This is a genomic window from Bradyrhizobium sp. USDA 4451 (assembly GCF_054822585.1).
The window spans coordinates 642,696-667,478 of sequence record NZ_JBTRCH010000001.1 but is presented as its reverse complement, the minus strand read 5'-3'; the positions used below and the strand labels follow the sequence as shown (position 1 = coordinate 667,478).

The following is a 24,783-nucleotide window of genomic DNA, read 5'->3' as shown; positions in this document are numbered from 1 at the left end:
CTGAGCCGCCCGTTTGCGATGAGCAAGCGGGCGGTTTGCATTTTGGCCCGGTGATGCCCACTATCGTTTGACTGCGCGCGACGAGGCGAAGCTGCGATGGCGAGTTCTGACGATCTCTGGTCCGCGATCCGGCGCGAAGCGCAGGCGGCTGTCGTCGCCGATCGCTTTCTTGAGGCCTCGGCCGCCTTCATCCTCGATCAGGGCGAGTTCAGCGGCGCGCTGGCTTTCCTGATCGGCCGGCGCATCGGCCGCGAAGATGGCGACCGCGCCCAATTCGTGCGGACGGCGCGCGAGGCGTTTGCCGCCGAGCCAGCGCTGGTCGATGCCGCAGCCGTCGATCTCACCGCGATCGTGCGCCGTGACCCGGCGATCACGGGCTTGCTATTGCCGTTCCTCAACTTCAAGGGCTACGCCGCGCTGCAAGCCTGGCGGGTGTCGAACTGGCTGTGGCGCCAGGACCGCCCGGATCTCGCGCTGCTGATGCACAGCGCGACGGCGGATCAGTTGCAGATCAGCATTCACCCGTCGGCTCAAATCGGAACCGCTGTTTTCCTCGATCACGGCACCGGCATCATCATCGGCGCGCTGGCTACCGTCGGCGACGAGGTCACGATTTTGCAGAACGTCACCATCGCGCGGCATCAGGATGACCCGCGCCACGCACCGAAGATCGGCCATGGCGTGCTGCTCGCCGCCGGCGCCACCGTGATCGGACATCTCTCGATCGGCGACTTCGCCAGGATCGGCGCCGGCGCGCTGGTCACGTCGGACGTGCCCGCCGGCTGCACCGCCGTCGGCGTGCCGGCGCGGCTGACCAATTGCGCCGAGGCGGGGGTGTCATCGTGAGGTGAGTATCCCGACGGTTGTGAGGTGAGCACTCTCTCAGGCTCCCTCTCCCCTTGCGGAAGAGGGTGGGGAGACTAGCGTGCTCTCCTTACTGCACAGGGCAACGCGAACGTGTCTCACACATTCGACCCATGGATCGCGTCGATCACCGCATCGGTGACTTCCTTGGTCGTCGCCTTGCCGCCGACGTCGGGCGTCAGCACGCCGGCCGCGCACACCTTCTCGACGGCCGCCATCAGCCGCGCGGCGGCGTCCTTTTCGCCGAGATGCTCCAGCATCTGCGCAGCCGTCCAGAAGGTCGCGACCGGGTTGGCGATGCCCTTGCCGGTGATGTCGAAGGCCGAGCCGTGGATCGGTTCGAACATCGAGGGGAAGCGGCGCTGCGGGTCGATGTTGCCGGTCGGCGCCACGCCGAGGCTGCCGGCGAGCGCGCCTGCGAGATCCGACAGGATGTCGGCGTGCAGGTTGGTCGCCACGATGGTGTCGAGGCTCTTCGGATGGAGCGTCATCCGCACCGTCATGGCGTCGACCAGCATCTTGTCCCAGCTGACGTCGGGGAAGTCCTTCGCCACTTCGGCGGCGATCTCGTCCCACATCACCATGCCGTGGCGCTGCGCGTTCGACTTGGTCACCACGGTGAGCAGTTTGCGCGGCCGCGACTGTGCCAGCTGGAACGCGTAGCGCATGATCCGCGTCACGCCGACCCGGGTGAACACGGCGACTTCCGTGCCGACCTCTTCCGGCAGGCCCTTGTGCGCGCGGCCGCCCATCCCGGCATATTCGCCCTCGGAATTCTCGCGCACGATCACCCAGTCGAGATCGCCGACGCCGACATTGCGCAGCGGCGAGGCGACGCCGGGCAGGATCTTGGTCGGCCGCACATTGGCGTATTGGTCAAAACCCTGACAGATCGGCAGCCGCAGGCCCCACAGCGTGATGTGGTCGGGCACGTCGGGCGCGCCGACCGCGCCGAAATAGATCGCGTCGAACCTCTTCAGTTCGGCAAGGCCGTCGGCCGGCATCATCACGCCGTGCTTCTTGTAATAGTCCGAGCCCCAGTCGAAGGTCTTGACGTTGAAGCTGATGTCGCCCGAGCGCTTGGCCAGCGCCTGCAGCACGCGGACACCGGCGGAGATCACTTCGGGGCCGATGCCGTCGGCGGGAATGGCGGCGATGGAATGGGTACGCATGGGTTTCTCCGGATCAGTCAGTGGGTTCGTACGGGATTGGGTTCGGGAGTGGCCGCCGGTGCGCTTTGCGTACGCGACAGCAGCAGCGTGAGCACGGCCGACAGCACCAGGAGGCCGGCGACGAAATACAGACCGCCGTCGAAGCTGCCGGTGCGGTCCTTGATCCAGCCGATCATCGCAGGCCCGACGAAGCCGCCGAGATTGCCGATCGAGTTGATGGTGGCGATCCCGGCCGCGGCGGCCGAGCCCGACAGGAACATGGTCGGCATGCTCCACAGCGGCGGCTTCGATGAGGAGATGCCGATATTGACCAGCGTCAGCGCCGCGATCACCGCGGCAAGCCCGGTCCATAGTCCTGCAAGCGCGAGCCCCGCCGCTGCCGTCAGGCAGGCCAGCACCACGTGCCAGGTGCGCTCGCCGCTGCGGTCGGAATGCCGCGCCCACAGCACCATTGCGATCACGGCGACCGTCGCCGGCACCGCGTTGAGGAATCCGACCTGGAGCGACGACAGGCCGAACGCCTTGATGATCTGCGGCGCCCACACGCCGAGTGTGTAGAGCCCGGCCGAGGTGCCGAAATAGACCAGCGCCAGCGCCAGCACGCGCGGGTCGGCGAGGCCGCGCCAGATGCTGTGGATCGCGGTCGTGGCCTTGCCGTCAGTCTCCGCCTTCATGGTCCTGACCAGCCAGGCGCGCTCGTCATCGGCGAGCCATCTGGCCTGCTCCGGCCGGTCGGTGAGGAAGCCGAGCACGACCAGGCCGAGCAGCACGGCGGGCACTGCCTCCAGCACGAACAGCCATTGCCAGCCCTTGGAGCCGAGCAGTCCGTCCATCTCCAACAGCGCGCCCGACAGCGGCGAGCCGAGCACGGTCGAGAGCGGTGCCGCAGCCATGAACAACGCGGTGACGGCGGCGCGCTGCCGCGCCGGGAACCAATAGGACAGATAGAGGATGATGCCGGGGAAGAAGCCGGCTTCCGCGGCGCCGAGCAGGAAGCGCAGCACGTAGAAGCTGGTCGCGCCCTGCACCAGCGCCATCGCCGCCGAGACCAGGCCCCAGGTGATCATCACCCGCGCGATCCAGATCCGCGCGCCGATCTTGTGCAGGATGATGTTGGAAGGCACCTCGAACAGGAAGTAGCCCCAGAAGAAGATACCGGCGCCGAAGCCATAGACCGTCGGCGACAGGCCGATGTCCTTGTTCATGGTCAGCGCGGCGAAGCCGATATTGACGCGGTCGATGAAGGCCACGAAGTACAGCAGCATGATGAACGGCACGATGCGCAGGGTGACCTTGCGCAACACGCGCGTGCCAAGCTCGCTTTCCATGGGCTTCCTCGGGGGTTCGTGTTGTTTGTTGGGACGGCGCATTCCGCCGCGCCACCGGGAAGCCTAGAGGGGCGGGCCCTTCCGGTTCAATCCGCGCCGGTTTATACAAAAAAATGATATAATCGCCGCGGCCGTCAAACGGCGGATCGGAATGCACAGGAACACGTCTTGGAACTGCACCAGCTTCGCTGCTTCGTGGCGGCTGCCGAGGAACTGCATTTCGGCCGCGCGGCGCAGCGGCTGCAGATGATGCCGTCGGCGCTCGGCCGCCACATCAAGCTGCTGGAAGAGGATCTCGGGGTGCGGCTGTTCGCGCGCACCACGCGCGCGGTGTCGTTGACCGAGGACGGCGCCACTTTGCTGCGCGAAGGACGCGCGCTGCTCGGCCGGGCTGAGGCGATCGAGGACGGCTTTCGCCGCCGGCTGCGCAAGCCGCAGGCGCGGCGCTTCCGGATCGGCGCGATCGACAGCGCCGCGGCCGGCCTGCTGCCGCCACTGCTGCGCGACCTCCGCGCTGCCCATCCAGACGTTGCCGTACAGTTGCTCGAGGAGAAGACCATCCGGCTGCTGCCGAAGCTGTTGTCGGGCGCGCTCGACCTCGCCTTCGTGCGTCCGCCGGAGCGGCCCGACCGCCGTATCGAGTTCGTCCCGCTGCTGCAGGAGACCGCGGTGGTGGCGTTGTCGCACAAGCATCCTCTGGCGCGTCGCAAGCAGATCGTGCTGCCCGATATCGCCGATCAGCCCCTGATCGTGCCGGAGCGCCGCTCGCGGCCGCACAGCCACGATCTCACGACAAAACTGTTCGACGAGGCGGGGCTGACGCCGCGCATCCAGGAGATCGCCGACGAGAAGCAGACCATCGTCAACATGGTCGCCGCACGGCTCGGCGTCGCCATCGTGCCGCGCTGGACCGCGCGGATGGCGATTCCGGGCGTGCGTTTCGTTCCCCTCAGGCTCAGGCGCGGCAGCCCCGCCGGCCGCCTGCCGCTCGCCGCCGCCTGGCTGAAAGGCTCCCGCGACCCGGTTCGCGACCAGGTGCTCGCGGTGCTGCAGGCGAAGTTGAAGGGTTACGCACGCGAGGCGTGAGCACGTCTCTCCCCGTCGTCATTCCGGGGCGTGCGCAGCACGAGCCCGGAATCCATCGGGCCGCATGCTCCGTTGATGAGTGGATTCCGGGCTCTCGCTTCGCGAGCCCTCAGGTGCGCAATTGCGCACCGGGGAATGACGAGGGGATAACGTCGAGCCCTAACGCTGTTCCGCCCGGCTTTCCCATGCCCCGCTCTCTGTAGCCGGAAACAGGGCGCTGATCGGACGGCGTCCTACGGCATTCCGGCTGACAGCATGGCCCGCCAAGGACGTCAGGATCGCGGGCGGCCGATCAATGCGCTCCAGAATCCGCGCCGGGGCGGTGCTGCGCGGGGGCGAGCCATCTCCTGTAGATGGCGTTTGGTTTCAAAGAAGCAGGTCGTCGGGTTGGCGTCCGCCAGGGCAGCGAGCTCTGCATATCGTTCGCTTGCGCGCGAGGCCGGCGTATCGCGGAAATCCAGCGCTTCGGACGAATAGCGATGGTCCGCCTGATTCTTGCCGATATCGATGATCTGGCTGATATCGGCCACCTGCGAGCCGCGCAGATCGAGCGATCGACATTCATGGGCGCGTCGTATCGGCGTCAGGTCGGATACATCAGTTTCAGCGATGTTCAACGTCTGCAGTGATGACGCAGGCGCGAGCGCCTGCAAGCTCCTGATCCGGGTTTTCGATGCGTTGATGGATTGCAGCTGGGAGAGCGAGCCGGGGTGTCCGAGGTCGGTTACGGCGCTCCCCGCGACGTTCAGATTCCACAACGTCCTGCAATCGTGCAGTGGATCGATCGACGAAACCGCCGTCTCGCCGAGATCGAGGTATCTGATGCCGTCGAGATGCGCGATCGCGGAAATGTCGCTGACCTTGCTGTTCGATATGTTAAGCCGCTCCAGGCCCTTGAACACCCAGAACGAATTCTCCGCACGCTTCATTTGATCGAATTCGCGCTGACATTCGGCCAACGGCCGCAGCGGCGACAGATCGGAAACCTGGGTCTTCGAGACGTCGAGGCTGTTCAGCGAGGGCAGACCGGCCAGTGCCGACAGATCGCTAACCTGGGTGCCGCGAAGGTTCAGTTCTTCGAGCGTTGTCAGGCCGGCGAGCGGCGACAGGTCGGTGACCGACGACTCGGTGGCACTCAGGCTGTTCAACCGATGCAGATTTTCAAAGCCTGCCAGCGTGGACAGCCCAGTTCCAAACAGCAGAACGACCTTCAATTCGCGCCATCGCCCGATCACGTCAAAGCGCGCCGACTGCACGCCATTGAGTGATAGAAATTCGAGTCCCTGCAGGGTCGCGAGCGCATCGAGATTGAGCAGGTCGATCCGACCCTGGGTGCACCAGACATGCAAGCGCTTCAGCGGCGCGCAATCGGCCGCGGGCTTCAGATCGATCGCCGACGGTGTAAGGATTTCGAGCACTTGCAGGCCGGTCCAGCCCGACATGAAGTCGAGGCCCGGAAACGGGCATTTCATCGATCCGATCTGCAAGGATTCCAGGTTCGACAGCGGTGCGAGCGGCGAGAAATCAGTGACCCTGCCGCCGTAGATCTCCAGATTGCGCAGCCATGTCAGTGCCGAAATACCGTCGGGAAGCCGTTGGAGGTCAAGGCCGCCGAGCGTCAGACCCTCATCATGTCGTTCGGTGCAGACCGCGACGCGCCGCTCCGCTTCCGACAGCGCAGCTTCAGGGTCGGCTTGCCACAATGCGTAAGTTGTCCATTGGTCCGACATGCCTCGCCCCATCAAATGGCAAGGCGGAAATCATGCCGGGCAGGCGTTAACAAAATAGTGCTTCGATCCGCACGCGCTTTCCTTCCGATTTGCAGAATTTAACTTGACATCGGACCCAACTCAGGTGTTGAATGGGTCCGTCTCACCCGATCGAGGGGCGCTGCGCATCGTCAGGAGTGTTGCGGTGAGATGCGGTGGCCGCTGCTTGCGCACTGACGACGTGCACAATGCGGCGGACGGCGAAGTCGTGCAGACCTGACGCCCTAGCGGCAGGTGTCTCCCGCGAGACGCGAAAGCGTTTCGCGGTGACGGTGACAAACAAGCCCAGTCTCGCCGGGGCGAGCACGTATAAGCCGTAAAACCATCGCGCAGGGAAAGCCGGGATGTTTCCGGTTACACCTGTGGTCCGACCTCCGGTGCTTTTTTATTGCACCGGACCCATGGGTGCGATCGGCACCCGGCTTTCCCTGCGCCCTCTGCTTTCAGGGCGGCGAAAACGACATGCAAAAGCTCGGACGATTCATGTCGCGAGAACGCGAAGCTGCGTCCCACCCACACCTGTCATCGCCCGGCTCGACCGGGCGATCCAGTACGCCGCGGCCCATCGGCTCAACAACAACTGCCTCTGGAATACTGGATCACCCGCTTTCGCGGGTGATGACACCGCGTTGTGAGGCATCTTGAATCCAGAACTGTCCCCATCGTCGTCCTGGCGAAAGCCAGGACCCATTACCCCAATTCTCGATAGTTGCCCTATGCTGGGGCCGCGATCCCTCTCACCATCAAATTCGGTGGTCATGGGTCCCGGTCTGCGCCCGGTCTGCGCCGGGACGACTTGGGGAGGGACCGCCATTCAGGCTTTATGGGGCAAATCTCCCCCGGTTCTGCGGATCGGCCATGAGTTCCTCGTCGGTGGACTTGCGTTATGTTATAATATAACAGTCTCCCCATGGCGCAGACGCACACCCACGACCACCACCATCACGGCCACGCACATCCCCACGGGCATGGCCATGGCCCCCACGCGCACCCGGCCCAGACCGCGCACTGGTCGATCCTGCGCATGCCGGTGCCGGCCAGGTTCTCCGCCGCGCTCGCGGTCTCGGCCTGCCTGTGGGCCGTCGTCTGGCTGGCGATGAGGTAAGCCGATGAGCCCGCTTGTCACCTTCCGCGACGTTACCCTCGGCTATGACCGCCACCCGGCGGTGCATCATCTCAATGGTGCGGTCGAGGCCGGTGCGCTGCTTGCCGTGATCGGTCCGAACGGCGCCGGCAAGTCGACGCTGTTGCGCGGCATTGCCGGCGTGCTGAAGCCGCTGTCCGGCGTGATCGATCTCGACGGGCTCGAGCACCGCGACATCGCCTACCTGCCGCAATCCGCCGACATCGACCGAACGTTCCCGATCTCGGTGTTCGATTTCGTCGGCACCGGGCTGTGGCGTTCGACCGGCTTCTTCGGCGGCATCGGCAGGGCCGCGCGCGACAAGATTTTGGCGGCGCTCGCCGCGGTCGGCCTCAACGGGTTCGAGAACCGCCCGATCGGCACGCTGTCGGGCGGCCAGACCCAGCGCATGCTGTTCGCGCGCGTGTTGCTGCAGGATGCCCGCCTGATCGTGCTCGACGAGCCGTTCAACGCCATCGACGCCAAGACCACCGCCGACCTCCTGGCGCTGGTGAAGCGCTGGAACGGCGAGGGCCGTACCGTGCTGGCGGCGCTGCACGACCTCGACATGGTGCGCAACAATTTCCCGGAGACGCTGCTCCTGGCACGCGGCCCGGTGGAATGGGGGCCGACCGCCGAGGCGCTGACCCCTGAGAATCTGACAGTCGCGATGCGGATGTGCGAGGCGTTCGACGACCAGGCCGGCGCCTGCGCCGCCGATCCACGTTCGCGAGCCGCCTGATGCCGATGCTGACCGACGCGCTGATCACGCCCTTCACCGAATTCGAGTTCATGCGCCGCGCGCTCGCGGCCGTGATCGCGCTGTCGCTCGGCGGTGCGCCGATCGGCGTGTTCCTGATGCTGCGGCGGATGAGCCTGGTCGGCGACGCCATGGCGCATGCGATCCTGCCGGGGGCCGCGATCGGCTTCCTGATCTCTGGACTCAATCTGTTCGCGATGACCACCGGTGGCCTGATCGCAGGCTTTGCCGTCGCGCTGCTCGCCGGCCTCGTCGCCCGCACCACGGAGCTCAAGGAGGACGCTTCGCTCGCGACCTTCTACTTGGTCTCGCTTGCGCTCGGCGTCACCATCGTGTCGATCAAGGGCACCAATATCGACCTGCTGCACGTGCTGTTCGGAAATATCCTCGCGATGGACGACCAGACATTGCTGGTGATCGCGTTCAATGCCACCATCACGCTGCTGGTGCTCGCGGTGATCTATCGGCCGCTGGTGATCGAATGCGTCGATCCGGTGTTCCTGCGCACCGTGAGTCGGGCCGGCGCGCCGGCACATCTCGCCTTCCTGGCGCTGGTGGTGGTCAACCTCGTCAACGGCTTCCACGCGCTCGGCACGCTGCTCGGCGTCGGGTTGATGATCCTGCCCGCCGGCATCGCGCGTTTCTGGTCGCGCGATATCACCACCATGATCTGCATCGCGGTGGCGAGCGCGATGCTGTCCGGCTATGCCGGGCTGGTGCTGTCGTACCAGACCCGGATTCCCTCCGGCCCCGCGATCATCCTGGTCGCGGCCGGGCTCTATGTTGTGTCGCTGCTGTTCGGCAATGTCAGCGGCCTGGTGCGGCAGCTGTTCCCCGGCCGCCATCTCGAGGCATGACGACAATGCGGCGGTTGTTTGGATTGATCGGTCTGGCGCTGGTGCTGGCGGGCGGACCGGCGCGCGCCGCCGATCGCATCAATGTGGTGGCGAGCTTCTCGATCCTCGCCGACATGGTGCGCAATGTCGGCGGCAACAGCGTCGACGTGACGGCACTGGTCGGGCCCGATGGCGACGCGCATGTTTACGCGCCGACGCCGGCCGACGCCAAGAAGGTCGCCGATGCCAGGCTGCTGGTCATCAACGGCCTCGGCTTCGAGGGCTGGATGCCGCGGCTGTTGCAGGCCTCCGGCAGCAAGGCGCCGGTCGCGGTCGCGACCAAGAGCATCATGCCCCGGAAGATGGGCGGCCATGACGATCCGCATGCCTGGCAATCGGTGGCCAATGCCAAGATCTATGTCGTCAATATTCGCGACGGCCTGATCGCCGTGGCGCCCGACCAGGCGGCCGCCTTCAAGGCCAATGCCGATGCCTATCTGGCCAAGCTCGAGGCGCTCGACCGCGAGGTGCGTGAGGCGGTGGCCAAAGTGCCGGAGCCGCGGCGCAAGGTGATCTCGACCCACGGCGCATTCGGCTATTTCGCCGACGCCTATGGGATCACGTTCTTCTCGCCGCTCTCGGTCTCCACCGATTCCGAGCCCAGCGCACGCGATATCGCCGCCATCATCGCCCAGATCAAGGTCGCGAAAATTCCGGCAGTTTTTCTCGAAAATATCAGCGATCCCCGCCTGATCGAGCGGATCGCGGCCGAGACCGGCGCCCGGGTCGGCGGGACGCTGTATTCGGACAGTCTGACGGGCGAAAAGGGCGATGCCCCCACTTACATTGATATGGTCAGGCACAATATAAAGGCCCTGACCAGCGCGCTCGCGAACTAGGGCAGGGGCCTCCTTGCCGAGTCGAGCGCCGCCTCGCATGATCCGGAAAAGTGGGGTCCGGTTTTCCGATAAGATCATGCTCAAACAAAGAGTTCCTTCGGAGTTGTTATGGCTGAAGCTTCGCAAAAAATTCCAGTGACCGTGCTGACGGGCTATCTCGGCGCCGGCAAGACCACGCTGTTGAACCGCATCCTGTCGGAAAACCACGGCAAGAAATACGCCGTCATCGTCAACGAATTCGGCGAGATCGGCATCGACAACGACCTCATCATCGGCGCCGATGAGGAAGTGTTCGAAATGAACAATGGCTGCGTCTGCTGCACGGTGCGCGGCGACCTCGTCCGCATCATGGACGGGTTGATGAAGCGCAAGGGCAAGTTCGACGCCATCATCGTCGAGACCACCGGCCTTGCCGATCCGGCGCCGGTCGCGCAGACCTTCTTCGTCGACGAGGACGTGCAGAAGAACGCCCGGCTCGACGCCGTGGTGACGGTGGCCGACGCCAAGTGGCTGAGCGACCGCCTCAAGGACGCGCCGGAAGCCAAGAACCAGATCGCGTTCGCCGACGTCATCGTGCTGAACAAGACCGACCTGGTTTCCAAGCCCGAGCTCGCCGAGGTCGAGGCCCGCATCCGCGGCATCAATCCGTACGCCAAGCTGCACCGCACCGAGCGTTGCCAGGTCGGGATCACGGACGTGCTGGAGCGCGGTGCGTTCGACCTCGACCGCATCCTGGAGATCGAGCCCGATTTCCTCGAAGCCGGCGACGATCACGACCATGACCACGATCATCATCATGACCATGATCACCACCACCACCATGATCACGACCATGGCCATGGCGGGCTGAAGCACTATCACGACGAGGACATGCAATCGCTGTCGCTGCGCTCGGAGAAGCCGCTCGATCCGAACAAGTTCATGCCATGGCTGCAGAACCTCGTCGCCACCGAGGGCCAGAAGATCCTGCGCTCGAAGGGCATCCTCGCCTTCACCGGCGATGACGATCGCTACGTGTTCCAGGGCGTCCACATGATGCTGGAGGGCGACCACCAGCGGAAATGGAAGGACGGCGAGAAGCGCGAAAGCCGCGTCGTGTTCATCGGTCGTGAATTGCCGGAGCAGGCGATCCGCGACGGCTTCGAGCAGTGCATCACCACGTGATGAAAGAGTTCGATCCGGGCGAGGCCGCTTCCTCCATTGTTTCGATCACCGATCGCGTCAAGCCGCTTCCGCTTGGCGCGGCGGTCGGCTCGGTGCATTTCCTCGGCGACCGCGCGTTCTTCGTCGGCGCCGAGGAGCGTGTCGCGATCGCGACCGCCGCCGGCGAGATCACGCGCACCGAGACGCATTTCGGCGCCATCCTGTGCGCAGCCTCCGACGGCAAGCGGCTCGTCACCGGCGGCGATGACGGCAAGCTGATCGCAATCGACGCCAAGGGCGAGACCGCAACGATTGCGACCGACGCCAAGCGGCGCTGGATCGACAATGTCGCGCTGCACAGCGACGGCACGGTGGCGTGGTCGGCGGGCAAGACCGCGTTCGTGCGCAATCCCAAGGGCGAGGAGAAAACCTTCGAGGTGCCGTCGACCGTCGGCGGGCTGGCGTTTGCGCCGAAGGGCCTGCGGCTTGCGATCGCGCATTACAACGGCGTGACCTTGTGGTTTCCCAACATGGCGGCCAATCCGGAATTCCTGGAATGGGCCGGCTCGCATCTCGCGGTCACCTTCAGCCCCGACAACAAGTTCTTGGTCACGGCGATGCACGAGGCTGCGATGCACGGCTGGCGGCTCGCGGACAACCGGCACATGCGGATGAGCGGCTATCCCGGCCGGGTCCGCTCGATGTCGTGGAGCGTCGGCGGCAAGGGGCTCGCGACCTCGGGCGCCGATACCGTGATCGTCTGGCCGTTCACCAGCAAGGACGGCCCGATGGGCAAGGAGCCGGCGATGCTGGCGCCGATGCCGGCGCGGGTCGCGGTGGTCGCCTGCCATCCGAAGAACGACATCATGGCGGTCGGCTATGCCGACGGCACCGTGCTGATGGTCCGCCTCGAGGACGGCGCCGAGATCCTGGTGCGCCGGAATACCGGCGCGGCGGTGTCGGCGCTCGGATGGAATGCCAAGGGCACGCTGCTCGCCTTCGGCACGGAAGATGGTGACGCGGGCATCCTGGAAATGTAAGAGATCGCTGCATCCGAAGCTCGCGCCGGGGCAGCGCCATGCGATTCCTGACGACATTCCAGCTCGCAGACTTCCTCGACACGCTGGTCAGCCTGACCTCAGCCTTCGTGCTCGGCACGCTGATCGGCGCCGAGCGGCAGTACCGGCAGCGTACCGCGGGGCTGCGCACCAATGTGCTGGTCGCGGTCGGGGCGGCCGCCTTCGTCGATCTCGCGATGCATCTCGCCGGTGCCGACGGCGCGGTGCGGGTGATCGCCTATGTGGTGTCGGGGATCGGCTTCCTCGGCGCCGGCGTCATCATGAAGCAGGGCATGGACGTGCGCGGTCTCAACACCGCGGCGACGCTGTGGGCCTCGGCCGCGGTCGGCTCCTGTGCCGGCGCCGATCTGGTGGCGCAGGCGGCGGCGCTGACCGTGTTCGTGATCGCCGGCAACACGCTGCTGCGTCCGCTGGTCAACGCCATCAATCGAATCCCGCTGAACGAGAAGGCGCTGGAGGCGACCTACTACTTCAAGCTCGCGGTCACCCCCGACGCGCTGCCCGACATGCGCGATCGCCTGGTCGAGAAGCTCGAGGCCGCGAATTATCCGGTCGCCGATGTCAACGTGGTCGAGGCCGGCGACGACTTTCTCGAGATCGTGGCGGAGCTGGTCTCCACCGCGGTCGAACCCAACGAGCTCAATGCCGTGGTGGTCGACCTGCAGCATCTGCCCGGCGTGCGCCACGCGACCTGGGAGATCAGCACCACGGATTGAGTTCCCAGCGGCGGCGCGCAGGAACCATGCGTCGGCCGGATCGTTGACCCCGCTGACATGATGCGGGTGAACGGGATGGCTGCTGATCGGCGCAAACTGCGGAAAGACGTGCTGATCGCCTCGACATTGGTCGCGGCGGGCGTCGGGATTGCGGCGCTGTCGCTGCACGCGATCAACGCCGCTCCGCGGCAGGAGATGGCGCAAGCGACCCAGCCGCTGCAGACGACGCCGACGCCAGAGCCGCAGAAGACGACCGCTCCGGCCGAGTCGAAGCCCGGTGGCGAGCGGCCGACCACCCCGGCGCCGCAGCCGGCCCGCCCCGACGACGAGGCGCAGAAGGCCGGCGCCAAGCCGGTGCTGCCGCCGGCGCCCGCCGAGAAGACCGCGCCGCCGATCGAGAAGAAATAGCCGCGCCGCTGCCTCTAGCGTGTGACGCGCATTTGACTGATGCTGCCGATTATACGGTCTCGCCTCCGTCATCCCTGCCCGCCATAATCCGTCGTCTTGCCAACGACAGATGGGGCCTTCCATGAAAATCGAAGACGTCCGGCGCACCGCCTATTCGATGCCGCTCACCAACCCGTCATTTCCGCCGGGGCCGTACCGGTTCTTCGACCGCGAATATTTCATCATCACCTACAAGACCGACCCGGAGGCGCTGGCGGCCGTGGTGCCGGAGCCGCTCGAGGTTGCCGAGGCCGTCGTGAAGTACGAGTTCATCCGCATGCCGGACTCGACCGGCTTCGGCGACTATACCGAGACCGGGCAGGTGATCCCGGTGCGCTTCAAGGGCGAGCTCGGCGCCTATACCCATGCGATGTATCTCGACGACGAGGCCCCGATCGCCGGCGGCCGCGAGCTGTGGGGATTTCCGAAGAAGCTGGCGCGGCCCAAGATCGCGGTCGAGAGCGACGTCCTGGTCGGCTCGCTGCATTACGGCTCGGTGCTCTGCGCTTCCGCCACCATGGGCTACAAGTACCGCAAGGTCGATCACGACACGGTGCTGAATGCGATGAAGGCGCCGAACTTCATTTTGAAGATCATCCCGCATGTCGACGGCAGCCCGCGGATCTGCGAGCTGGTGCGCTTTCAGCTCGGCGACATCGTGCTGAAGGAGGCCTGGACCGGTCCCGCCGCGCTCGGCCTGTTTCCGCACGCGCTGTGCGACGTCGCCCGCCTGCCGGTGCGCGAGGTGGTGTCGGCGCTGCACTACAAGGCGGACCTGACGCTCGGCCTCGGCTCGGTGGCGTTCGACTACATGGCGAGGTGAGCGGCGCCAGATGGCAAAATGCCCGGCGCGAGGCCGGGCATTTCCGTCTCCAGCTGTGGCGCGCTTATTAGCGCACCAGGATATTCTTGAACTGCCAGGGATCGCTGGTGTCGATATCTTCCGGAAACAGTCCCGGACGATCCGTCAGCGGGGTCCAGTCGGTGTAGAAACCCTTCACCGGGCCCAGATACGGCAGCTGGATCTCCAGCAGGCGATCGAAATCCATTTCGTCGGCCTCGACGATGCCCTCGTTCGGATTCTCCAGCGCCCACACCATGCCGGCGAGCACGGCGGAGGTCACCTGCAGGCCGGTGGCGTTCTGGTAGGGCGCGAGGGCGCGGGTCTCTTCGATCGAGAGCTGCGAGCCGTACCAGTAGGCATTGTTGTCGTGGCCGAACAGCAGCACGCCGAGTTCGTCGATGCCGTCGACGATCTCGTTCTCGTCGAGGATGTGGTGCTTCTCCTGCATCTTCGCGGCGCGGCCGAACATTTCGTGCAGCGACAGCACGGCGTCGTCGGCCGGATGATAGGCGTAATGGCAGGTCGGCCGGTAGATCGCCTTGCCTGATGCGTCACGCACCGTGAAGTAGTCCGAGATCGAGATCGACTCGTTGTGGGTGACGAGGAAGCCGTACTGCGCGCCGCGGGTCGGGCACCAGGTGCGCACGCGCGTGTTGGCGCCGGGTTGCATCAGATAGATCGCCGCGCCGCAGCCGGCCTCGTGGGTCCGCGCATTCTCGGGCATCCATTTCTCATGGGTACCCCAGCCGAGTTCGGACGGCTGCACGCCTTCCGACAGGAAGCCTTCCACCGACCAGGTGTTGACGAAGACATCCGGCTCCTTCGGCGTCTTGGAGCGCTGGGTGTCGCGCTCGGCGATGTGAATGCCCTTGATGCCGGCCTGCCGCATCAGGTCGGCCCATTCGGCCTTGGTCTTCGGCCGGGGAGCATTGAGCTTCAGATCGGCGGCGACATTGAGCAGCGCCTGCTTGACGAAGAACGACACCATGCCGGGATTGGCGCCGCAGCAGGACACCGCCGTGGTCGAACCCGCCGGGCGCGCCTTCTTGGCGGCCAGCGTCACTTCGCGCAGCGCGTAGTTGGAGCGCGCTTCCGGGCCCTTTGAGGAATCAAAGTAGAAGCCGAGCCAGGGCTCGTTGACGGTGTCGATATAGAGCGCGCCGAGCTCGTTGCAGAGCTCCATGATGTCGGTCGAGCCGGTGTCGACCGAGAGATTGACGCAAAAACCCTGGCCGCCGCCTTCGGTGAGCAGCGGCGTCAGCAACTCGCGATAATTGTCCTTGGTCACGGCCTTCTGGATGAACTTGACGTTCTGCTTCTCGCAATGCGCCTTGCGGCCCTCGTCCTTGGGGTCGATCACGGTGACCCGCGACTTGTCGTAATCGAGATGCCGCTCGATCATCGGCAGCGTGCCTTTGCCGATCGAGCCGAAGCCGATCATGACAATGGGGCCGGTGATTTTCGCGTAGATCTGCGAGGAGGGGCTCATCATTTTCTCCAGGAGCGCCGAGCGGCGGGTAGAGTGGATCAGGGGTTGCGTCGCTTTGCGGTGACTTCGATCTCGACCTTCATCTCGGGCTTCAAGAGTCCCGCGACGATCAGCATCGTTGCGGCCGGGCGGATGTCGCCGAGGACTTCGCCGCAGACCGCGAAATGAGCGTCCGCATCGTTGACGTCGGTGAGGTAGTAGGTCGCACGCACGATGTCGGCCATCGCGAAGCCGCCCTCCTTGAGGGCGGCTTCGATGGTCTTGAAGCAGTTCCGTGACTGGCTCGTGACATCTGCCGGCATGGTCATCGTGGTGTAGTCGTAGCCGGTGGTTCCGGCGACGAAGGCGAAGTCGCCGTCGATCACGGCGCGGCTGTAGCCGGCGGTCTTTTCGAACGGCGAGCCGGTGGAAATCAGGCGGCGGGGCATGCTGGACCTCGACGGAAAAATGGCTTTGCGCGGGGTTTACGGGCATTCTTGCCGCCCGCGCAACCCCTTGGATTCGGCGCTTGGATTTCCGCCCTGCGGCCGATGGTTAGTGCGACTGCTGCGTGGCGTCCGGCGGCGACGGTGGCGAGCCGGTCCAGCGCCTGATCAGGATGTCCCTGACGATCATGACCGAGATCAGGATCAGCATGACGGTGGTGACGAGGCCGCGCCACCGCGGGCGCGCGCCGTCGATTGCGGGAAGGTTCTCTGTCATGGCGCCCGCCTTACGCCGCGTGCGGCACGGCGAGCGGTGCCTTGCGGGTCCGAGATGCCTTCTTGGGCAGCGGCGCACCGGTCGGCGTGATCATGCCCCAGACGCCGTCCAGCGCCCCCTCGACCAGTTCGAGGCCGAGCAGCCGCTCGCGCTCGAACGCGCCGGGCAGCGACAATTCGCCGGTCCTGGCGGCGGTGAAGCCGTAACGGGCGTAGTAGGGTGCATCGCCAAGCAGGATCACGGCGCCATGGCCGCGGGCCTTCGCCACGGCCAGCGCGCGCTGCATCAGCGCGGCGCCGACGCCGAGGCCGCGGCAGTCGTCATCGACGGCCAGCGGCCCCAGCATCAGCGCGCTGCGGCCCCCCGCGCTGACGTGCCACAGCCGCACGGTTCCAACCAGCCGGCCGTCCTGGCGCACGGCCGCAAGGCTCAGGCCTTGGGCGGGCGCGCGTCCGTCGCGCAGGCGCTGGCAGGTGCGCGCATGGCGTTTGTCGCCAAAGCAGGCATCCAGCAGCGCTTCGCGCGCGACGACGTCCGAAGCCCGCTCCGCACGGATCGCGAACGGAGCGGCATTTCGGATGAGGGCAACGGGGGTGTTCCGTTTAGCAGTCATGGCACGTCAGTCCTCGCTCGCAACGGCCGGTCGTACGCCGCGGCAAGCGTCGTTCGAAAATTCAAAAATGGTTCGGCGAGGAGCCGGCGGAGCCGGCTCCCGGTTCAGGCCTCGAATAAGAGGCGGGTCAGATGTGGTAGGTTCGGAGCGGCGGAATGCCGTTGAAGGCCACCGACGAGTAGGTCGACGTATAGGCGCCGGTGCCTTCGATCAGCAGCTTGTCGCCGATCTCGAGCGTCACCGGGAGCGGATACGGCAGCTTCTCGTACAGCACGTCGGCAGAGTCGCAGGTCGGGCCCGCGAGCACGCACGGCGTCATGTCGGCCCCGTCATGCGGGGTGCGGATGGCGTAGCGGATCGACTCGTCCATCGTCTCGGCGAGCCCGCCGAACTTGCCGATATCGAGATAGACCCAGCGCACCTCGTCCTCGTCGCTCTTCTTCGAGATCAGAACGACTTCGGTCTCGATGATCCCGGCATTGCCGACCATGCCGCGGCCCGGCTCGATGATCGTTTCCGGGATCTGGTTGCCGAAATGCTTGCGCAGCGCGCGGAAGATCGACCGGCCATACTGCACGACCGGCGGAACGTCCTTGAGATACTTGGTCGGGAAGCCACCGCCCATGTTGACCATGGTGAGGTTGATGCCGCGCTCGGCGCAGTCGCGGAACACGGTCGACGCCATCGCGAGCGCGCGGTCCCACGCCTTCACCTTGCGCTGCTGCGAGCCGACATGGAACGAGATGCCGCACGGCTCCAACCCGAGGCGCTTGGCGAGGTCGAGCACCTCGACCGCCATCTCCGGGTCGCAGCCGAACTTGCGCGACAGCGGCCACTCGGCGCCGGCGCAATCATAGAGGATGCGGCAGAACACCTTGGCGCCGGGAGCGGCGCGGGCGACCTTCTCGACCTCGGCGGCGCAATCGACCGCGAACAGGCGAATGCCGAGCGCGAAGGCACGCGCGATGTCGCGCTCCTTCTTGATCGTGTTGCCATAGGAGATGCGGTCCGGCGTCGCACCGGCGGCCAGCGCCATTTCGATCTCCGCAACGGTCGCGGTGTCGAAGCAGGAGCCGAGCGAGGCGAGCAGGGAGAGCACTTCGGGCGCCGGGTTGGCCTTGACCGCGTAGAACACGCGGCTGTCCGGCAGCGCCTTGGCGAAGGTCTGGTAGTTGTCGCGCACGACCTCGAGGTCGACGACGAGGCACGGCTCGGTGTCGAGACCTTCGCTGCGGCGGTTGCGCAGGAATTCCTGGATACGTTCAGTCATGGCACTCTCCAACGGCCCCAGCGACGGGATCCGTATCAACGTGACGTCGGATAAGAGCGCTCCGGCCACATCGCGCGATGGAGGCGCAACGAAGCCGAAAAACTCAAACCAGACTGTGCTGCCGTGGATTGGTTGGGAGAGTTTCCCGCCCGCACACCTGGCAATGAAGGACAAGCCTTTTCAGTAGCCCGCGCCGGCGTTGGAATGCCGGTAGAGACCAAAAAAGCCCGATCCGTCGTTGCTTTAAGTCGCGTCCCCCGTTGAGAGCGGGGTGCGCCGGTTCGCCTCCGGCTGCCAGTCACGGTTGCAAAGAGTGGCGAGACCTTCAACGCGGCATCCCTGGAGAGAGATGCTGGCCGCCTCGTGTCCTCTCGGACGTAAGCGACCCTCGGTTCTTCCACCCCTTGGCGGCTGTCCGGCCTCTTGTCCGGATACCTACCGACTGACACACGACCACAGGCACGTGCGAAATTGGGCAAGGCAGGAAATAAGTCTTTTGACTTCGCGGCGCAAGAATTTTTTTGCGATAGCGGCAAATTTCCCTAACGCGTGCTTGCGATCTCGCGCGCAGCCCGTGTTGAAGATGAACGGCTGTTAAGAATGACTAACGAAGCGTGTGCGTTTTAGCCCTGTGCCGCAGCACTTTCTCGAATCGCACGAGGCTCACGCGCGACGCGTGAACGGCTCGACGCGTTGAGCTGCGCGGATGAAGGCGATCATGATCAGGACGCCGATGCCGAACAGCACGGCCTGCAGGATGTGCGCGGCGACATCGTCGAGCCCGAACAGGATCGCGAGCGCCCAGCCGCCGGCGAACGCCGCGCCGAACACTTCCGCGCCGATCAGGATCGCGGCCGAGATCACGGTGATGACGCTCGGCCAGGCGATGGTGCGATTGCCAGAGGCGGTGGGCTGCATGGTCATGAAATAGGTCCTGTTCAGGGGGCGCAATCTCTCCGAAAAGGGCCCATCTATCAAGCGCAAAAGGCCCAAAAATGCCGTATCGCGTGATATAGAGTGGGCCGCATTTTCAGGGCGAAAAACGGGATTTTCGATGTCAGAAACCAGCGCAGAAGCCAACGATCAGGTTCTTGCCAACCCCCTCCTGAAGGCGTGGCAGACGCCGCTCGAGACGCCGCCCTTCGCCGAGATCAAGCCGGAGCATTTCCTGCCCGCCTTCGAGCAGGCCTTCGCCGACCATTCGGCCGAAGTGGCTGCGATCACCCACGATCCGGCGCTGCCCGACTTCGACAACACCATCACGGCGCTGGAGCGCTCCGGCAAGCTGCTGTCGAAGGTCTCGGCGGTGTTCTACGACCTGGTTTCGGCCCATTCCAACCCGGCGATCCTGGAGATCGACAAGGAGGTCTCGCCCCGGATGGCGCGGCACTGGAATCCGATCATGATGAACGCTGTGCTGTTTGGCCGCATCGCCATGCTGCACGAGAAGCGCGCTTCGCTCGGCCTGACCGGCGAGCAGATGCGGCTCCTGGAGCGCACCTACACCCGCTTCCGCCGCTCCGGCGCCGGGCTCGACGAGGCCGCAAAGGCGCGGATGGCGGAGATCAACGAGCGGCTCGCCCATCTCGGCACCACGTTCAGCCACCACCTGCTCGGCGACGAGCAGGAGTGGTTCATGGAGCTCGGCGAGGGCGACCGCGCCGGCCTCTCCGACACGTTTGTGGCGGCCGCCAAGGCTGCGGCGGAAGAGCGCGGCATGCCGGGCAAGGCGATCGTGACGTTGTCGCGCTCCTCGGTCGAGCCGTTCCTGCAGAGCTCGCAGAGGCGCGACCTGCGCGAGAAGGTCTACAAGGCCTTCATTGCCCGCGGCGACAATGGCAACGCCAACGACAACAACGCGACCATCGTCGAGATCCTCAGGCTGCGCGAGGAGACCGCCAAGATCCTGGGCTTCCCGACCTATGCCGCCTACCGCCTGGAGGATTCCATGGCCAAGACGCCGGAGGCCGTGCGCGGCCTGCTGGAGCGGGTCTGGAAGCCGGCGCGGGTCCGGGCGCTCGCCGATCGCGACGCGCTGCAGGCGCTGATCGCGGAAGAGGGCGGCAATTTCGCCCTGGCCGCTTGGGATTGGCGCTACTACGCCGAAAAGCTGCGCCAGCGCCGCGCCAATTTCGACGATTCCGCGATCAAGCCCTATCTGGTGCTCGACCACATGATCGAGGCCGCCTTCGACTGCGCCACCCGCCTGTTCGGCGTCACCTTCGCGGAGCGCAAGGACGTCCCGGTCTGGCACCCGGATGTCCGGGTCTGGGAGGTCAAGGGCCGCGACGGCAAACACAAGGCGCTGTTCTACGGCGACTACTTCGCGCGGCCCTCGAAGCGCTCCGGCGCCTGGATGACCTCGCTGCGCGACCAGCAGAAGCTCGACGGCGGCGTCGCGCCGCTGGTCATCAATGTCTGCAACTTCGCCAAGGGCGCCGACGGCGCGCCGGCGCTGCTGTCGCCGGACGAAGCGCGGACCCTGTTCCACGAGTTCGGCCACGGCCTGCACGGCATGCTCTCTGACGTGACCTATCCGTCACTGTCTGGAACATCTGTCTTCACTGACTTCGTCGAGCTGCCGTCGCAGCTCTACGAGCACTGGCAGGAGCGGCCCGAGGTGCTGCAGCGCTTCGCCCGGCACTACCAGACCGGGGAGGCACTGCCGGACGATTTGCTCAAGCGCTTCCTCGCCGCGCGCAAGTTCAACCAGGGCTTTGCCACCGTGGAGTTCGTCTCCTCGGCGCTGGTCGATCTCGAGTTCCATACCCAGCCGGCGGCGGCGAGCTGGGACGTCCGCGCCTTCGAACAGAAGGAGCTGGAGAAGATCGGGATGCCAGCCGAAATCTCGCTACGGCACCGGCCGACCCAGTTCGGCCACATCTTCTCCGGCGACCACTACGCCTCCGGCTATTACAGCTACATGTGGTCGGAGGTGATGGACGCCGACGCGTTCGGCGCGTTCGAGGAGGTCGGCGACATCTTCGATCAGGCGACCGCCAAGCGGCTGCATGACGACATCTATTCGTCGGGCGGCTCGCGCGATCCGGTGGAGGCCTATATCGCGTTCCGCGGCCGCGAGCCCGAGCCGGACGCGCTGTTGCGCCGGCGCGGGCTACTCGAGACGCCTGAGGCGGCCTGACGGTGCGGCCGTCCCTGAACCGAATGATCGCCGGGTTCGCGTTGGCGGTGTCCGTCGTGCTCGGCACGGCGGCCGCCTGGGCGCATCCGCATGTCTGGATCACAGCCAAAAGCGAGCTGATCTACGCGCCCGACGGCACCATCACCGCGGTCCGGCATGCCTGGACCTTCGACGACATGTTCTCGACCTACGCGCTGCAGGGCATCGAGACCAAGGTGAAGGGCGCCTTCAGCCGCGAGGAGCTGGCGCCGCTGGCCCAGACCAACGTCGAGTCGCTGAAGGAATACGCCTACTTCACCTTCGCCAAGGGCGACGGCAAGAAGCAGAAGTTCACCGAGCCGGTCGACTACTTCCTCGAATACAAGGATTCGGCGTTGACGCTGCACTTCACTTTGCCGGTGAAGACGCCGTTCAAGGCCAAACAGCTCTCGCTCGAAGTGTTCGACCCGACCTATTTCATCGACTTCCAGTTCGCCGAGAAGGAGCCGGTCAAGCTGGTCGGCGCCGCGGCCGACTGCAAGATGCAGTTCGAGCGGCCGAACAGCGACGGTACCGCCGCCGCGCAGAAGCTCGGCGAGCAGAACTTCCTCGACGGCAGTGCCGGCAATTTTGCGATGATGTTCGCCAACAAGATCACGGTGGATTGCCCATGACGCCGATCGCCTCCCGCGTGATGCGCGGCCTCGCCGTCTCTGCTGCCGTGCTCGCGGCGCTCGCGCTGCTCGACGGTACGGTGCATGCGCTGCTGGCGCAAAATCCGTTCGGCGCGCCGCGCGCGGCCGAGCCGCAGGGCGGGCTGGTCGGCTGGCTGTTGGCCAAACAGTCGGAGTTCTATCGCGAGATGTCGCAGACCATCCGCGCCGCGAAATCTGATGGCTCCGCGGTCTGGACGCTGCTAGCGATCTCCTTCGCCTACGGGATTTTCCATGCCGCCGGGCCCGGTCACGGCAAGGCGGTGATCTCGTCCTACATGGTCGCCAACCGCGAGACCGCGCGGCGCGGCATCGTGCTGTCGTTCGCCTCGGCGCTGATGCAGTCGCTGGTCGCCGTCCTGATCGTGGGCGTCTGCGCCTGGCTGCTCAACGCGACAGCCAAGACGATGTGCGGAGCGGAGAAGGCGATCGAGATCGCAAGCTACGCGCTGATCGCGGCGTTCGGCGCCCGGCTGGTCTGGGTCAAGGGCGGCGGCTTTGTCCGCGCGCTGCAGGTGCCGCGCCCGGCGCTGGCGCTGGCCGGCGCGCAGCAGCACGATCATGACCACCATCACCACGGCCATGATCACCATCATCATCACGCGCATGATGATCACGACCATCACCACGGCCACGATCATGGGCATGACGCGAGCCACGTCCATGACGAGCATTGCGGCCATTCGCACGGGCCGACGCCGGCCGAGCTTGAAGGACCCGGCGGCTGGCGGCGCGGCATCAGCGCGATCCTCACGGTCGGGATCCGGCCCTGCTCGGGCGCGATCCTGGTCCTGGTGTTCGCGCTGGCGCAGGGCCTGTTCTGGGCCGGCATCGCCGCGACCTTCGTGATGGGGCTCGGCACCGCCATCACGGTGGCGGCGATCGCACTCATCGCGGTGTCGGCGCGCGGCGTCGCGGAGCGGCTGAGTGCGGCGCGCGATGGCGGCGGCATGCTGATCATGCGCGGCCTGGAGTTCGCCGCCGCGGGTCTCGTGCTGCTGTTCGGGCTCGGGCTGCTGTTCGGCTATGTCGCGGCCGAACGGGCGACGTGCCTTTGAGGTCCTAACTTCAAGTTATCCGTCATCCTGAGGAGGCCCGTCAGCGCCGTCTCGAAGGATGGACGGCCCGGCCGGTGGCCGATTCATCCTTCGAGACGCCGCTTCGCGGCTCCTCAGGATGACGGGAAGAGAGTTGGGCTCACCGCGCCAGATATCCCCGGATCGCCGGCAGGAAGAAGATCGCGATGTTGATCGCGAAGCCGATGCTCCAGAGGATCGAGCGCAGGGTCGGGCGATTGCCGATATAGGTGAAGACGTAGGCGATCCGCACGATCAGGAACAGCACGGCGAGCTCGTCGATCAGCCGCAGCGGGCCGACGCGGAATTCGGCGAGCAGCACGGCGAAGGCGAAGAACGGCAACGCTTCGAGGCCGTTCTGATGGGCGCCGAGCGCGCGCGAGCGGATCGGGTCGTCGTAGAAGTCGGGATCGCGCGGTCTTGAATTGTCGAACCCGCGGAAGCCGATCCATTTCACCGATACGACCGTCAGCAGCGAGAGCATCAGCGTCCCGAAGACGCACCATTCGGCGATCGTCATGGTTCCCCCTCATTCACGGAGCGGAACGTAGCCAACCCGCACTCGGCTTGACAAGGTTGGAGCAACGCGCGAAGCCCAAAGCCCCCAGGGCGAAGGACTTTAGCTGCAAGGCCATCATGAGCACGGTAATTCCGTTCGAGAGCCCGAAGTCCGCTGCGGCGCCGAAGCCGGAACGCGTCGGCGTGCTGCTGGTCAATCTCGGCACGCCGGATACGGCGGACGCCGCGGGCGTGCGGGTCTATCTCAGGGAATTCCTGTCCGATCCGCGGGTGATCGAGGATCAGGGCCTCCTCTGGAAGCTGATCCTCAACGGCATCATCCTGCGCGTCCGCCCGGCCCGCAAGGCGCGCGACTATCTGAAGATCTGGAACACCGAGAGGAACGAGTCGCCGCTGAAGACCATCACGCGGTCGCAGGCCGACAAGCTGGCGGAGGCGATCGCCGATCACGATCACGTCGTGGTCGACTGGGCGATGCGCTACGGCAATCCCTCCATCAAGGAGCGGATCGAGGGGCTGGCGGCGCAGGGCTGCGGCCGGCTCCTGGTGGTGCCGCTCTATCCGCAATATTCTGCGGCGACGTCGGCGACGGTCTGCGACGAGGCGTTTCGCGTGCTGGCCGCCATGCGCGCGCAGCCGATCCTGCGGGTGACGCCGCCTTATTATGACGATCCCGATTACATCGAGGCGCTTGCGGTTTCGATCAATGCGCATCTCGCGACACTGCCGTTCCAGCCCGAGATCATCGTCGCCTCGTTCCACGGCATGCCGAAGGAGTATGTCGACAAGGGCGATCCCTATCAGGCGCAATGCATCGCCACCACAAACGCGCTGCGCAAGCGGCTCGGGCTCGATGCCGTCAGGCTGATCCTCACCTTCCAGTCGCGCTTCGGCAATGCCGAGTGGCTGCAGCCCTATACCGACAAGACAATCGAGAAGCTGGCCAAGGACGGCGTGCGGCGAGTGGCCGTGGTCACGCCGGGCTTCTCCGCCGATTGCCTGGAGACGCTGGAGGAGATCGCGCAGGAGAACGCTGAGATCTTCCGGCACAATGGCGGCGAGCAGTTCGCCGCGGTCCCCTGTCTCAACGACAGCGACGCCGGCATGGCCGTGATCCGCCAGCTCGTGCTGCGTGAGCTCCAAGGCTGGATTTAACAAGGCTGGATCTAGCAACGCCCGGATCGGATTGTTAACGATCGGTGACAGCAGGACCG

The 24,783-nt window shown here is 65.6% G+C and carries 25 protein-coding genes; 15 read left to right on the top strand and 10 right to left on the bottom strand.

Going from position 1 to position 24,783, the window contains the following annotated elements; all coding sequences use genetic code 11:
- Window positions 1-96: 96 nt before the first annotated feature.
- The gene (locus tag ACVMB0_RS02950; protein ID WP_461345268.1) at window positions 97-846 is read left to right on the top strand and encodes a serine O-acetyltransferase; all 750 of its coding nucleotides are present in this window, start codon (window positions 97-99) and stop codon (window positions 844-846) included.
- A gap of 116 nt (window positions 847-962) precedes the next feature.
- On the opposite strand, the gene ACVMB0_RS02945 is transcribed toward ACVMB0_RS02950, so the two are convergent.
- On the bottom strand, window positions 963-2,036 hold the full coding sequence (locus tag ACVMB0_RS02945) for a tartrate dehydrogenase (protein ID WP_461345267.1): 1,074 nt from the start codon (window positions 2,034-2,036) through the stop codon (window positions 963-965).
- Window positions 2,037-2,053: 17 nt separating this feature from the next.
- Window positions 2,054-3,364 carry an MFS transporter gene (locus ACVMB0_RS02940; protein WP_461345266.1) on the bottom strand — a complete coding sequence of 437 codons (1,311 nt, stop codon included), beginning with the start codon at window positions 3,362-3,364 and terminating at the stop codon, window positions 2,054-2,056.
- A 168-nt stretch (window positions 3,365-3,532) separates the two neighbouring features.
- On the opposite strand from ACVMB0_RS02940, the gene ACVMB0_RS02935 reads away from it, so the two are divergent.
- Window positions 3,533-4,450 (top strand): LysR family transcriptional regulator, encoded by a 918-nt coding sequence (locus tag ACVMB0_RS02935; protein WP_456752293.1) that lies wholly within the window; start codon window positions 3,533-3,535, stop codon window positions 4,448-4,450.
- Window positions 4,451-4,722: 272 nt separating this feature from the next.
- On the opposite strand, the gene ACVMB0_RS02930 is transcribed toward ACVMB0_RS02935, so the two are convergent.
- Window positions 4,723-5,892, bottom strand: coding sequence for a leucine-rich repeat domain-containing protein (locus ACVMB0_RS02930; protein ID WP_461345265.1), 1,170 nt, complete (start codon window positions 5,890-5,892; stop codon window positions 4,723-4,725).
- A 1,436-nt stretch (window positions 5,893-7,328) separates the two neighbouring features.
- On the opposite strand from ACVMB0_RS02930, the gene ACVMB0_RS02925 reads away from it, so the two are divergent.
- The 8 genes from ACVMB0_RS02925 to ACVMB0_RS02890 all read left to right on the top strand — a co-directional run bounded on the left by ACVMB0_RS02925 (window position 7,329) and on the right by ACVMB0_RS02890 (window position 14,045).
- Entirely contained in the window at window positions 7,329-8,084 is a 756-nt protein-coding gene (locus tag ACVMB0_RS02925) for a metal ABC transporter ATP-binding protein (protein WP_456752295.1), read from the top strand.
- 5 nt (window positions 8,085-8,089) lie between these two features.
- Window positions 8,090-8,959, top strand: a complete 870-nt coding sequence (locus ACVMB0_RS02920; RefSeq protein ID WP_456756414.1) for a metal ABC transporter permease — start codon at window positions 8,090-8,092, stop codon at window positions 8,957-8,959.
- A gap of 5 nt (window positions 8,960-8,964) precedes the next feature.
- Window positions 8,965-9,837 carry a metal ABC transporter solute-binding protein, Zn/Mn family gene (locus tag ACVMB0_RS02915; RefSeq protein ID WP_456752296.1) on the top strand — a complete coding sequence of 291 codons (873 nt, stop codon included), beginning with the start codon at window positions 8,965-8,967 and terminating at the stop codon, window positions 9,835-9,837.
- A 108-nt stretch (window positions 9,838-9,945) separates the two neighbouring features.
- Entirely contained in the window at window positions 9,946-11,001 is a 1,056-nt protein-coding gene (locus tag ACVMB0_RS02910; protein ID WP_461345264.1) for a CobW family GTP-binding protein, read from the top strand.
- The gene (locus ACVMB0_RS02905) at window positions 11,001-12,020 is read left to right on the top strand and encodes a WD40 repeat domain-containing protein (protein WP_461345263.1); all 1,020 of its coding nucleotides are present in this window, start codon (window positions 11,001-11,003) and stop codon (window positions 12,018-12,020) included. Before ACVMB0_RS02910 ends, ACVMB0_RS02905 begins: the two co-directional genes overlap by 1 nt.
- 38 nt (window positions 12,021-12,058) lie before the next feature.
- Window positions 12,059-12,775, top strand: coding sequence for an MgtC/SapB family protein (locus tag ACVMB0_RS02900; RefSeq protein ID WP_461345262.1), 717 nt, complete (start codon window positions 12,059-12,061; stop codon window positions 12,773-12,775).
- A gap of 75 nt (window positions 12,776-12,850) precedes the next feature.
- The gene (locus ACVMB0_RS02895) at window positions 12,851-13,183 is read left to right on the top strand and encodes a hypothetical protein (RefSeq protein WP_461345261.1); all 333 of its coding nucleotides are present in this window, start codon (window positions 12,851-12,853) and stop codon (window positions 13,181-13,183) included.
- A gap of 121 nt (window positions 13,184-13,304) precedes the next feature.
- On the top strand, window positions 13,305-14,045 hold the full coding sequence (locus ACVMB0_RS02890) for an acetoacetate decarboxylase (protein WP_461345260.1): 741 nt from the start codon (window positions 13,305-13,307) through the stop codon (window positions 14,043-14,045).
- Window positions 14,046-14,112: 67 nt separating this feature from the next.
- On the opposite strand, the gene ACVMB0_RS02885 is transcribed toward ACVMB0_RS02890, so the two are convergent.
- The 5 genes from ACVMB0_RS02885 to ACVMB0_RS02865 form a co-directional block, all read right to left on the bottom strand.
- On the bottom strand, window positions 14,113-15,555 hold the full coding sequence (locus ACVMB0_RS02885; RefSeq protein ID WP_456752302.1) for a homospermidine synthase: 1,443 nt from the start codon (window positions 15,553-15,555) through the stop codon (window positions 14,113-14,115).
- A gap of 38 nt (window positions 15,556-15,593) precedes the next feature.
- Complete coding sequence (locus ACVMB0_RS02880; protein WP_456752303.1) at window positions 15,594-15,983, bottom strand: RidA family protein; 390 nt, start codon at window positions 15,981-15,983, stop codon at window positions 15,594-15,596.
- 106 nt (window positions 15,984-16,089) lie between these two features.
- On the bottom strand, window positions 16,090-16,257 hold the full coding sequence (locus ACVMB0_RS02875; protein ID WP_461345259.1) for a hypothetical protein: 168 nt from the start codon (window positions 16,255-16,257) through the stop codon (window positions 16,090-16,092).
- Between the two features lie 10 nt (window positions 16,258-16,267).
- The gene (locus ACVMB0_RS02870; protein ID WP_461345258.1) at window positions 16,268-16,870 is read right to left on the bottom strand and encodes a GNAT family N-acetyltransferase; all 603 of its coding nucleotides are present in this window, start codon (window positions 16,868-16,870) and stop codon (window positions 16,268-16,270) included.
- Between the two features lie 127 nt (window positions 16,871-16,997).
- On the bottom strand, window positions 16,998-18,140 hold the full coding sequence (locus ACVMB0_RS02865; RefSeq protein WP_456752306.1) for a type III PLP-dependent enzyme: 1,143 nt from the start codon (window positions 18,138-18,140) through the stop codon (window positions 16,998-17,000).
- On the opposite strand from ACVMB0_RS02865, the gene ACVMB0_RS02860 reads away from it, so the two are divergent.
- The gene (locus ACVMB0_RS02860) at window positions 18,139-18,327 is read left to right on the top strand and encodes a hypothetical protein (RefSeq protein WP_212012021.1); all 189 of its coding nucleotides are present in this window, start codon (window positions 18,139-18,141) and stop codon (window positions 18,325-18,327) included. The two genes, ACVMB0_RS02865 and ACVMB0_RS02860, sit on opposite strands and share 2 nt — an antisense overlap.
- 476 nt (window positions 18,328-18,803) lie before the next feature.
- On the opposite strand, the gene ACVMB0_RS02855 is transcribed toward ACVMB0_RS02860, so the two are convergent.
- Window positions 18,804-19,064: a hypothetical protein gene (locus tag ACVMB0_RS02855; RefSeq protein WP_461345257.1), complete on the bottom strand. Its 261-nt coding sequence runs from the start codon at window positions 19,062-19,064 to the stop codon at window positions 18,804-18,806.
- 130 nt (window positions 19,065-19,194) lie between these two features.
- Here ACVMB0_RS02855 and ACVMB0_RS02850 point away from each other — a divergent pair, with 130 nt between their 5' ends.
- The 3 genes from ACVMB0_RS02850 to ACVMB0_RS02840 are packed head-to-tail and all read left to right on the top strand — an operon-like array spanning window position 19,195 to window position 23,032.
- The gene (locus ACVMB0_RS02850) at window positions 19,195-21,282 is read left to right on the top strand and encodes a M3 family metallopeptidase (RefSeq protein WP_461345256.1); all 2,088 of its coding nucleotides are present in this window, start codon (window positions 19,195-19,197) and stop codon (window positions 21,280-21,282) included.
- A 23-nt stretch (window positions 21,283-21,305) separates the two neighbouring features.
- Window positions 21,306-21,935: a DUF1007 family protein gene (locus ACVMB0_RS02845; RefSeq protein ID WP_461345255.1), complete on the top strand. Its 630-nt coding sequence runs from the start codon at window positions 21,306-21,308 to the stop codon at window positions 21,933-21,935.
- Window positions 21,932-23,032: a nickel/cobalt transporter gene (locus ACVMB0_RS02840; RefSeq protein WP_456752309.1), complete on the top strand. Its 1,101-nt coding sequence runs from the start codon at window positions 21,932-21,934 to the stop codon at window positions 23,030-23,032. The genes ACVMB0_RS02845 and ACVMB0_RS02840 overlap by 4 nt, the downstream gene beginning before the upstream one ends.
- Before the next feature lie 139 nt (window positions 23,033-23,171).
- Here the strand turns inward: ACVMB0_RS02840 and ACVMB0_RS02835 are convergent, their stop codons facing one another.
- Window positions 23,172-23,570, bottom strand: a complete 399-nt coding sequence (locus ACVMB0_RS02835) for an MAPEG family protein (protein ID WP_461345254.1) — start codon at window positions 23,568-23,570, stop codon at window positions 23,172-23,174.
- Between the two features lie 116 nt (window positions 23,571-23,686).
- Between ACVMB0_RS02835 and hemH the strand changes: the two genes are divergently transcribed.
- A complete protein-coding gene (gene hemH, locus ACVMB0_RS02830; RefSeq protein ID WP_461345253.1) occupies window positions 23,687-24,724 on the top strand; it encodes a ferrochelatase in 1,038 nt (345 codons plus the stop codon).
- Window positions 24,725-24,783 lie beyond the last annotated feature (59 nt).

Excerpts from the sequence above, each read along its gene's own strand:
- ACVMB0_RS02950 (WP_461345268.1), top strand. The coding sequence starts at position 97 with ATGGCGAGTTCTGACGATCTCTGGTCCGCGATCCGGCGCGAAGCGCAG.
- ACVMB0_RS02945 (WP_461345267.1), bottom strand. The coding sequence starts at position 2,036 with ATGCGTACCCATTCCATCGCCGCCATTCCCGCCGACGGCATCGGCCCC.
- ACVMB0_RS02940 (WP_461345266.1), bottom strand. The coding sequence starts at position 3,364 with ATGGAAAGCGAGCTTGGCACGCGCGTGTTGCGCAAGGTCACCCTGCGC.
- ACVMB0_RS02930 (WP_461345265.1), bottom strand. The coding sequence starts at position 5,892 with ATGTCGGGCTGGACCGGCCTGCAAGTGCTCGAAATCCTTACACCGTCG.
- ACVMB0_RS02925 (WP_456752295.1), top strand. The coding sequence starts at position 7,329 with ATGAGCCCGCTTGTCACCTTCCGCGACGTTACCCTCGGCTATGACCGC.
- ACVMB0_RS02920 (WP_456756414.1), top strand. The coding sequence starts at position 8,090 with ATGCTGACCGACGCGCTGATCACGCCCTTCACCGAATTCGAGTTCATG.
- ACVMB0_RS02915 (WP_456752296.1), top strand. The coding sequence starts at position 8,965 with ATGCGGCGGTTGTTTGGATTGATCGGTCTGGCGCTGGTGCTGGCGGGC.
- ACVMB0_RS02910 (WP_461345264.1), top strand. The coding sequence starts at position 9,946 with ATGGCTGAAGCTTCGCAAAAAATTCCAGTGACCGTGCTGACGGGCTAT.
- ACVMB0_RS02905 (WP_461345263.1), top strand. The coding sequence starts at position 11,001 with ATGAAAGAGTTCGATCCGGGCGAGGCCGCTTCCTCCATTGTTTCGATC.
- ACVMB0_RS02900 (WP_461345262.1), top strand. The coding sequence starts at position 12,059 with ATGCGATTCCTGACGACATTCCAGCTCGCAGACTTCCTCGACACGCTG.
- ACVMB0_RS02895 (WP_461345261.1), top strand. The coding sequence starts at position 12,851 with ATGGCTGCTGATCGGCGCAAACTGCGGAAAGACGTGCTGATCGCCTCG.
- ACVMB0_RS02890 (WP_461345260.1), top strand. The coding sequence starts at position 13,305 with ATGAAAATCGAAGACGTCCGGCGCACCGCCTATTCGATGCCGCTCACC.
- ACVMB0_RS02885 (WP_456752302.1), bottom strand. The coding sequence starts at position 15,555 with ATGAGCCCCTCCTCGCAGATCTACGCGAAAATCACCGGCCCCATTGTC.
- ACVMB0_RS02880 (WP_456752303.1), bottom strand. The coding sequence starts at position 15,983 with ATGCCCCGCCGCCTGATTTCCACCGGCTCGCCGTTCGAAAAGACCGCC.
- ACVMB0_RS02875 (WP_461345259.1), bottom strand. The coding sequence starts at position 16,257 with ATGACAGAGAACCTTCCCGCAATCGACGGCGCGCGCCCGCGGTGGCGC.
- ACVMB0_RS02870 (WP_461345258.1), bottom strand. The coding sequence starts at position 16,870 with ATGACTGCTAAACGGAACACCCCCGTTGCCCTCATCCGAAATGCCGCT.
- ACVMB0_RS02860 (WP_212012021.1), top strand. The coding sequence starts at position 18,139 with ATGGCACTCTCCAACGGCCCCAGCGACGGGATCCGTATCAACGTGACG.
- ACVMB0_RS02865 (WP_456752306.1), bottom strand. The coding sequence starts at position 18,140 with ATGACTGAACGTATCCAGGAATTCCTGCGCAACCGCCGCAGCGAAGGT.
- ACVMB0_RS02855 (WP_461345257.1), bottom strand. The coding sequence starts at position 19,064 with ATGACCATGCAGCCCACCGCCTCTGGCAATCGCACCATCGCCTGGCCG.
- ACVMB0_RS02850 (WP_461345256.1), top strand. The coding sequence starts at position 19,195 with ATGTCAGAAACCAGCGCAGAAGCCAACGATCAGGTTCTTGCCAACCCC.
- ACVMB0_RS02845 (WP_461345255.1), top strand. The coding sequence starts at position 21,306 with ATGATCGCCGGGTTCGCGTTGGCGGTGTCCGTCGTGCTCGGCACGGCG.
- ACVMB0_RS02840 (WP_456752309.1), top strand. The coding sequence starts at position 21,932 with ATGACGCCGATCGCCTCCCGCGTGATGCGCGGCCTCGCCGTCTCTGCT.
- ACVMB0_RS02835 (WP_461345254.1), bottom strand. The coding sequence starts at position 23,570 with ATGACGATCGCCGAATGGTGCGTCTTCGGGACGCTGATGCTCTCGCTG.
- hemH (WP_461345253.1), top strand. The coding sequence starts at position 23,687 with ATGAGCACGGTAATTCCGTTCGAGAGCCCGAAGTCCGCTGCGGCGCCG.